This is a genomic window from Methylomagnum ishizawai (assembly GCF_900155475.1).
Lineage (GTDB): Bacteria > Pseudomonadota > Gammaproteobacteria > Methylococcales > Methylococcaceae > Methylomagnum > Methylomagnum ishizawai_A.
In genome coordinates this window covers 22,238-28,633 of sequence record NZ_FXAM01000007.1, presented here as the reverse complement: position 1 = coordinate 28,633, position 6,396 = coordinate 22,238, and the positions used below count along the sequence as shown (strand labels likewise).

Sequence of the window (6,396 nt, the reverse complement as noted above, 5' to 3'; positions counted from 1 at the left end):
AAATACCACACCCTCAATAGATAGCCTAATAAACATTGGAATCATTACAAATACAAAATAAGGAATAAGCGTATATAAATAATTAAAAATCAACTTTGCCAGAAATGAAAAAAGTATAAAAATCCTATCAATACAGCCGAAGCAATAATTATTTTATAATCATAATTATAAACAAAATTGTTTAGCGTATTTTCAATTATGTTTTTATAAACATAACCGCCATAGAAAAATAATATAAAATATGATATTAATGATAATTTATTTACTACCTTAACTTGATTGCCGTAAAAAAAATATTTAAACTCAGAATTAGACTTATATAATGTCCTATCAAAAAATGATAAACTAAATCCAATTTTTATTTTTTCAACCGCCCATTCCTTGAATTCATATATAAGCCTCTTTATACGAGAAGAGCGTGCTTTGATTTTTTTCTCTTCCTGCAACAATCTGTTGGTTTCGTTTTTACGCTTAATGGCGTCATCACGTTCGCTCATCTCTTTAGCGAGATTAAATACCTCCTGTGGTGTCCATAGTGATTCGTGAAGCTGATCAATTACCTCTACTATAATCTCTTCAGAGATTTCTTTCTTATTTGTTATGTCTGATAATTTTAATTCCTTTTCTTTTTGGCTTCGTTGGTCTCGATCATCGGCTTCAGCCGACATATTACGAAAGTCTTGTTGGGCGGGGCTTTCGGCTACGGGGCAACCGGCATCATCGTCAAGGTGGGCTGAACGATGATTGATGCCCTTTTCTTTTTCATCACTTTGTTGATTCTGTGATTTTTTTACTATTTATTCTATTTATCATTCTTGACAAAGCAGCGTATCTAATAAATCCGAGCTTTACCTGTAAGAACAACGCTACAGAAGATGTAAATTTACTTAAACCGCCTTTATCTTTATTGCTAAATATACCATGCAGCCCTTTAAATCTAATTCCATACTTTAATACATCAAGAATAAAGGCAAGAAAATACTCTGAACTTATCCTATAGCCGTGCTCCTTCTTTTTTAAGAAAACCCAAAATTTTGTTTCAAAATCTTGATGTTTCTTTTCAAAAGAAAAGAACAATGAATCAGCCATCACCTTATATGGATAAAAATCAGTAGTTGCTATTTTAAGTTCTTTATATTTATCCTTTTTAAAGAAATACAATATAAATTCATCAACTCCTTGAATATTAACTTGTTGTTTTACTTTAACATAGTCTCTCACATCATCATCAAATGATCTAGATATATTCATTTCATCATTGAACTTATATGTCACACTATATCCACGATTAAGACTTATATAGTGGTCATAAAAATTATGACTTATCTTAATTGAAACGTGTTTCACATGTTGTTTTTCATCTTCCAAAGATATACAGTTGCCATAACTACGCCTATTTTAGCTTTATGGTAAGTGATGCTAGATACGCTATGAATATACGAAAATATCTTCCCCGCTAGTTCAAGAGAACGATAGACTTAATAACATAACTTGAAAAGCTAGTGTAAGGGAAGAAGCAAAGACAATTGGAGGGTAACCAACACAAGCCGGGACAGAGACGGAGTCTGTCATGCCTCGGACAACCCGTCATCCAGCTATGCGTAAACGAAAGATGATATTCACCGTCTTAGGTTGATAGCCAAGTTGCATCTCGTAGCTAGGAAGACGGCGGAAAGAGAGATTTATCTAGTAAACGTGGTCGAGGATTCTCTGCTTGCTTTTTTCTGAGATTCTATTCGTTTTAAGAATTTATCAGTTCCTTGGTTTTGCATTGCGACTTCTGCCATTTTTACAGCCCCATGAAGTCCAGATATAATAATTGTTGATATGGTTGTGGTATCTTTAACATCAAATACATGTTTTAGACTAGGTGGTTTCAATCTTCCAGCTTCCTTAGAGTTATATATAAAACTAGCAATTAGCACTACGATTGTAAGCTCAGAAAATTTAGCAATGAATTTTTTAGCCCCTTCGATAAAAATATTATCACGAGGACAAAATTTTAAATCATTCAGATCATTCAGTCTCATCTCATCAACAAGACTATTAAGAGTTTTTTTCATTTGCATAACATAATAATAATAATTTTATTGTTATTGTTAAGTTAAGTTTTATTACAGTTAATATAAATATAACTGGCGTTATGGAAACCCCACCGGCAGAATTCATGCCTTCCTCGCCACCTTATGTCAAATATCCAATTTTTTTGGACAACTAAACTGCCCGTTGTCACACTATCTAGCCACGCTCGTCGCCGCCTTCCTTCGCGATGATTTCTATGCTCTCAATAAACGGCGCATCTGGGGCAGGTTCGGCGAAAGCTCGCGGGTCGTAGTCTTGGATAAAGGCGCATTTACCCTCTTGCACGGCAAGGGTGATGGGGTGCAAGTTGCGCCCTTTCACCTTCACCAGCATAAAGCTGTAAACTAACACAAGCTCAGTGCCGTGATAGCCATCAAAGATAACATTCAATAAATAGGCATAAGCCGGGGTGTGGAAAGCTCCCATAACCCGCCGGATTTCAAGGCGTTTTATCTTGTCTTTCGCGTCAAACGCTTGGTAGTCAGGCAAACCCGCTTTGCTTTCCGGTAGGGTGGCTTCGGGTTTCACGGTGGGACTCTTGCGGAACTTGGCTAAGGGATCATCAGCCATTTTATTATCTCCTGACTTGTTCGGGCTGCTAATAAAATCAGAAAATGGTTAATAAACCCCTAACGCTCTGGCTCAATATCGGGGGCGCGTTCTGGGGCTTCCGGTTCGGAATATTGCTTTTCCGCTTCCCGCTTGGCGATTTCGGGGGAAGAATGCGGTTTATCGTGTTCCGGTGCCGCGCCGTGCAACGCTCCAAAGGTGGAATCACGCACTAGGAATGCTTGGTAGGTGTTGCCAATATCGGCAAAGGCACTTTGCGCGGCTTTTTGTGCGCCTTCCCAAAACTTGTCCATGACCGTTTTATCGCTTTCTTTTTGCGCCATGCCGTTACCTGCTCCTGTCTGGGGGTTGCCGTTCTTCCTCCTTGAGCATTTCTAAAAGCTCCTGCCATAGCTCCCGCGCTTGCTCCTTGGCATGTTCCACCCAGGACAGGGGCAAGCCCGCCGTGTTTTACCTCGCCTTGCCGGTTTAGCTGGGCGGAACTGGCAAGGGCGATTGAATCGGCAAAGGCACTCTGTGCCGCTTTGCTTTCCTCGGGCTGGATACCTTGCGGGGAAGCGGGGGGCGGGTCTTCCTGGGACGTTTCCCGCTCGCCGTTGATGCGGTCGCGCCAATAACTACCGCTCTCCGCTTCTTTCCCTACCGCCCCCTGGTGGCTGGCTTCCTCGCGCTCTATCTCGCCATCAAGGGTGCGCTGTTCGGTGAGTTCGTTTATCCGCTGGTTGCGTTGGCATTCTCGCGGTTGAGGTCGCCGCGTCGGCTCCGCTTCCCGCGCCCGCTCCATGCCGGACGCTTCCACCCCTAGATGTTCGCTCGGGACTTGCTCTATACCGCGCTCCTTGAAAGAGCGGTGGTCTACCCGTTCGTCGAGTCCGGCGCGTTCTAGGCTGGCGTTTATCAGGTCACAAGCATACTCCCGAATATGGCGGACTTCCTGCCCGCCGGTCTCTTGTCGTCAAGCTCGCGGGTTTTTGCTCCCAAGCCGTCCGCTTCCATGCGCCGCGTGGTCATCAGGATATGGGCGTGGTGGTTGCGCTCGTCGCCTTGCTCGGAAGGTTGATGCAGGGCGACCGCCACCGCCACCCCGTAGCGTTCTGCCAAGTGTTCGGCAAGCTGGCGGGCGATGGCTTCCCGTTCCGCTCCGTCCACGGCAGGGCAGGGCTAGCTCCACCTCGCGGGCGGTCTGGCTGTTGCTGCGCTTCTCGACGGTTTCGGCGGCGTTCCATAGCTTGCCCGCGTCATATACCCAGTCTGGCGCATCGGCGGGGGCGACGATGAAGGCGGCTTCTACCCCGATCCGGCGGCGGTAGTCGTGGGTCTGCTGGGTGCGGTCATCGCGTAGGCGTTCGCCGGATCGGTAGGCGGCGGCTGCCACTACCGAACGCCCAGCACTGCGGCTGATGGGCTTGACGCTGCAATGGAACCAACCGCCCGCTTGTGTCATATAACGGGGCGGCGGGCTGGGGGTCTTGGGGGAGGATTCCCACAAGCGCGGGGTAGGGGGGAGCGTTTCCCCATCGTGTCGCCAAGTGGCGCAGCTTGCGGGCGGTGCCTCGCTTGTGGGGGTGCAGGGGGAACGCCCTGCCGCACGCAAACTTTAGTTTGCATAAGTGCGCCCTTGTGGTCTTTGCCTCGCTTCACTAGCTGACCTTCCTTCGCTGGATTTGCCCTATCCGACGATAGCATGAAGCGGTGGGGTGTGATACAAGCTTTAGGGGAATAACCGAGGATAGGGGGCAACCATGGCGGGCGGATAAACTGGACAAGCTGAGGGAGAAGCGGGACGCGCTCAACGCACGGATTCAGCAGGAGCTAAACCGCGAGAACGCCAGGAAGCGCAAGGCGGATACCCGCCGCAAGATTCTGGCGGGGGCGGCGGTGCTGGACGATGCCGAGAAACACCCCAAGCACAAGGCGGAACTCTGGAAGCTGCTGGATAGCTTCCTAGCCCGCCCTGATGATCGGGCGTTGTTCGGGCTTGAGCCGCTGGCGGACGGGAAGGACGGAAGCGCGAAACCCGAAAAGGTGGCGCGAGGAATAGCGGAACAACCCGCCGAACCGCCCACCCCTGCGGCAACCGGCGGGGAAGAACCCACTGCCTAGGAATTAACCACACCCCGCGAAGCCAAGCGCGGCAAGGCTTGCGGGCGGTTCGGGGCGACGGGTGTCCACAGATTTTGGGATAACTCGCCGACTGCTTTTTTGCCCTGCCGGAAGCATCGGGGAAGGACGGCAGGCAAAACATCGCCAGGAAGGCGGCAAATTTGCCCGTAGAAACGTGGAAGCGGTCGGGGGGCAGGAAATATTTACGCCGCTCTGCGGGTCATCAGAAGCGGTTTTTGATGGGGTGGGGTTCTGGACAGGAAAAACACCCCTTCCCACCTCCTACCAAACCCGCGAATCGGAATAGGGCGAAGAGGCGGGCAACAACAGCCCTGTAAACGCCCATGGAATGCCCACAGAGACACGAAAGCGGTCTATGACTAGGGTAAGGTAGGGGAAGCAGCAACAGGGGCTTAAATCGCCTTAGAAACGGGATTTTGCCAAAACACAGATTCCTGAATGCCTTTTGCTGTTCTCTCCCCGTTCTCTGTCCTATCGGCTCTTGCTGGGTGGCTACTTGCTTCCGGGTGCTGTCGGTGGGGTCTTGTCCCCTGGCTGTTGTCCAGCTTGCCCCTCTCGCTTTCGCTCCACTGCTGGCTACGGAGTGTCTCCCTTCCCAGTTCCACCCCCTAGTTACCTTGCGGTCTTTCAAGCTCCCACTGCACTTGGGACAAAGCTCTGTTTTTCCCTTCGGGCTTGGGGAAGCGGTTTGTTTGGCTTGTGCAGAACTTCGCGGCTGCAAGGCGGGGGTGTGGGGCGGCAAGCCCCCACATGAATTGGCTGTGAGCGAAGCGAACTCATTTTAATCCTATCCATCACTACCCGACACGCAAGTGCCTGTTTGGCAAGGGCAAGTTGCCCACAGATGCCCGCCGACAACTACAGTGATTCTTAAATACAAATACAGGATTACAGATATAAAAGGTGGGGGGTGACCGTTTCACCCATAGAGGGGGTGACCGTTTCACCCATAGAGGGGGTGACCGTTTCACCCATAATAACTTGCTTAACCCACAGGCTTATCCACATCAAAAAGAAATGATTCTTATTCGCCGACAGCCGCGCGCGCATTAGCTATATTAAATAAATCAAATACGCCCGTGCGCGGGCGAGTACACCAGAGGCAATAGGCAGGTCAAGATGGGAAGTCGGAAAAGATGGGGCTAGCCTTTGCCGACAGCCCACCCGGCAGCGAAGCCCATAAAGGCACGGTCATAGCTCTTTGCCCGCTTGGACGGCTCTAGCTTCGCTTGCCAAGTGTCAAAGTCGGCTTGGCAGGCGTAGGGGTCAAGGCGGGGATAGAAGCGGCGGAATTTTTCAATCGTGGTAGTTTTGAGAGGGATTGGAAACGGATGCGGGGGGTGGGGTTCTTCCACTTCCACGCGGGTTGCTGTTCCCTCAATCGTGACGGTTCGCGGTTGCAAGGCGGTTAGGCTTTCCGGCAAAACCTCAATCCCGCCTAATGTTTTACCAAGCTTCAAACCCGGATAGACAAGTTTAATCTTAGTAAGTGCAGCTTTTACTTTCCTTCTAAAATCGGCAATATTTGTATAATCTCCACCCATTTGGCTATGTAGTTTTTCCCAAGAGGTAAACCGAGATTCACCGTTCTTATGCGCCCTGAAAGATTCATAAGTAAGC

The 6,396-nt window shown here is 48.8% G+C and carries 9 protein-coding genes and 1 pseudogene; 1 reads left to right on the top strand and 9 read right to left on the bottom strand.

Annotated elements, in window-relative coordinates; all coding sequences use genetic code 11:
* Positions 1-89: 89 nt before the first annotated feature.
* The 8 genes and pseudogenes from B9N93_RS25170 to B9N93_RS26960 form a co-directional block, all read right to left on the bottom strand.
* The gene (locus B9N93_RS25170) at positions 90-668 is read right to left on the bottom strand and encodes a hypothetical protein (RefSeq protein ID WP_125469222.1); all 579 of its coding nucleotides are present in this window, start codon (positions 666-668) and stop codon (positions 90-92) included.
* 97 nt (positions 669-765) lie between these two features.
* Positions 766-1,275, bottom strand: coding sequence for a hypothetical protein (locus tag B9N93_RS25165; RefSeq protein WP_125469221.1), 510 nt, complete (start codon positions 1,273-1,275; stop codon positions 766-768).
* 407 nt (positions 1,276-1,682) lie between these two features.
* Entirely contained in the window at positions 1,683-2,063 is a 381-nt protein-coding gene (locus tag B9N93_RS25160) for a hypothetical protein (RefSeq protein ID WP_125469214.1), read from the bottom strand.
* Positions 2,064-2,238: 175 nt separating this feature from the next.
* Positions 2,239-2,652 (bottom strand): hypothetical protein, encoded by a 414-nt coding sequence (locus B9N93_RS24200; protein WP_085216901.1) that lies wholly within the window; start codon positions 2,650-2,652, stop codon positions 2,239-2,241.
* Between the two features lie 59 nt (positions 2,653-2,711).
* The gene (locus tag B9N93_RS25155; RefSeq protein ID WP_085216900.1) at positions 2,712-2,975 is read right to left on the bottom strand and encodes a hypothetical protein; all 264 of its coding nucleotides are present in this window, start codon (positions 2,973-2,975) and stop codon (positions 2,712-2,714) included.
* Positions 2,864-3,550, bottom strand: a complete 687-nt coding sequence (locus tag B9N93_RS26965) for a MobA/MobL family protein (protein ID WP_368655836.1) — start codon at positions 3,548-3,550, stop codon at positions 2,864-2,866. The genes B9N93_RS25155 and B9N93_RS26965 overlap by 112 nt, the downstream gene beginning before the upstream one ends.
* Positions 3,550-3,801 carry a MobA/MobL family protein gene (locus B9N93_RS26670; RefSeq protein ID WP_085216913.1) on the bottom strand — a complete coding sequence of 84 codons (252 nt, stop codon included), beginning with the start codon at positions 3,799-3,801 and terminating at the stop codon, positions 3,550-3,552. Before B9N93_RS26670 ends, B9N93_RS26965 begins: the two co-directional genes overlap by 1 nt.
* A gap of 16 nt (positions 3,802-3,817) precedes the next feature.
* Positions 3,818-4,096 (bottom strand): annotated as a pseudogene (locus B9N93_RS26960) (MobA/MobL family protein); the annotation flags it as partial.
* Between the two features lie 248 nt (positions 4,097-4,344).
* On the opposite strand from B9N93_RS26960, the gene B9N93_RS24180 reads away from it, so the two are divergent.
* Positions 4,345-4,755, top strand: a complete 411-nt coding sequence (locus B9N93_RS24180; RefSeq protein WP_085216912.1) for a hypothetical protein — start codon at positions 4,345-4,347, stop codon at positions 4,753-4,755.
* A 1,163-nt stretch (positions 4,756-5,918) separates the two neighbouring features.
* On the opposite strand, the gene B9N93_RS24175 is transcribed toward B9N93_RS24180, so the two are convergent.
* Complete coding sequence (locus tag B9N93_RS24175) at positions 5,919-6,320, bottom strand: hypothetical protein (protein ID WP_085216911.1); 402 nt, start codon at positions 6,318-6,320, stop codon at positions 5,919-5,921.
* Positions 6,321-6,396: the final 76 nt, after the last annotated feature.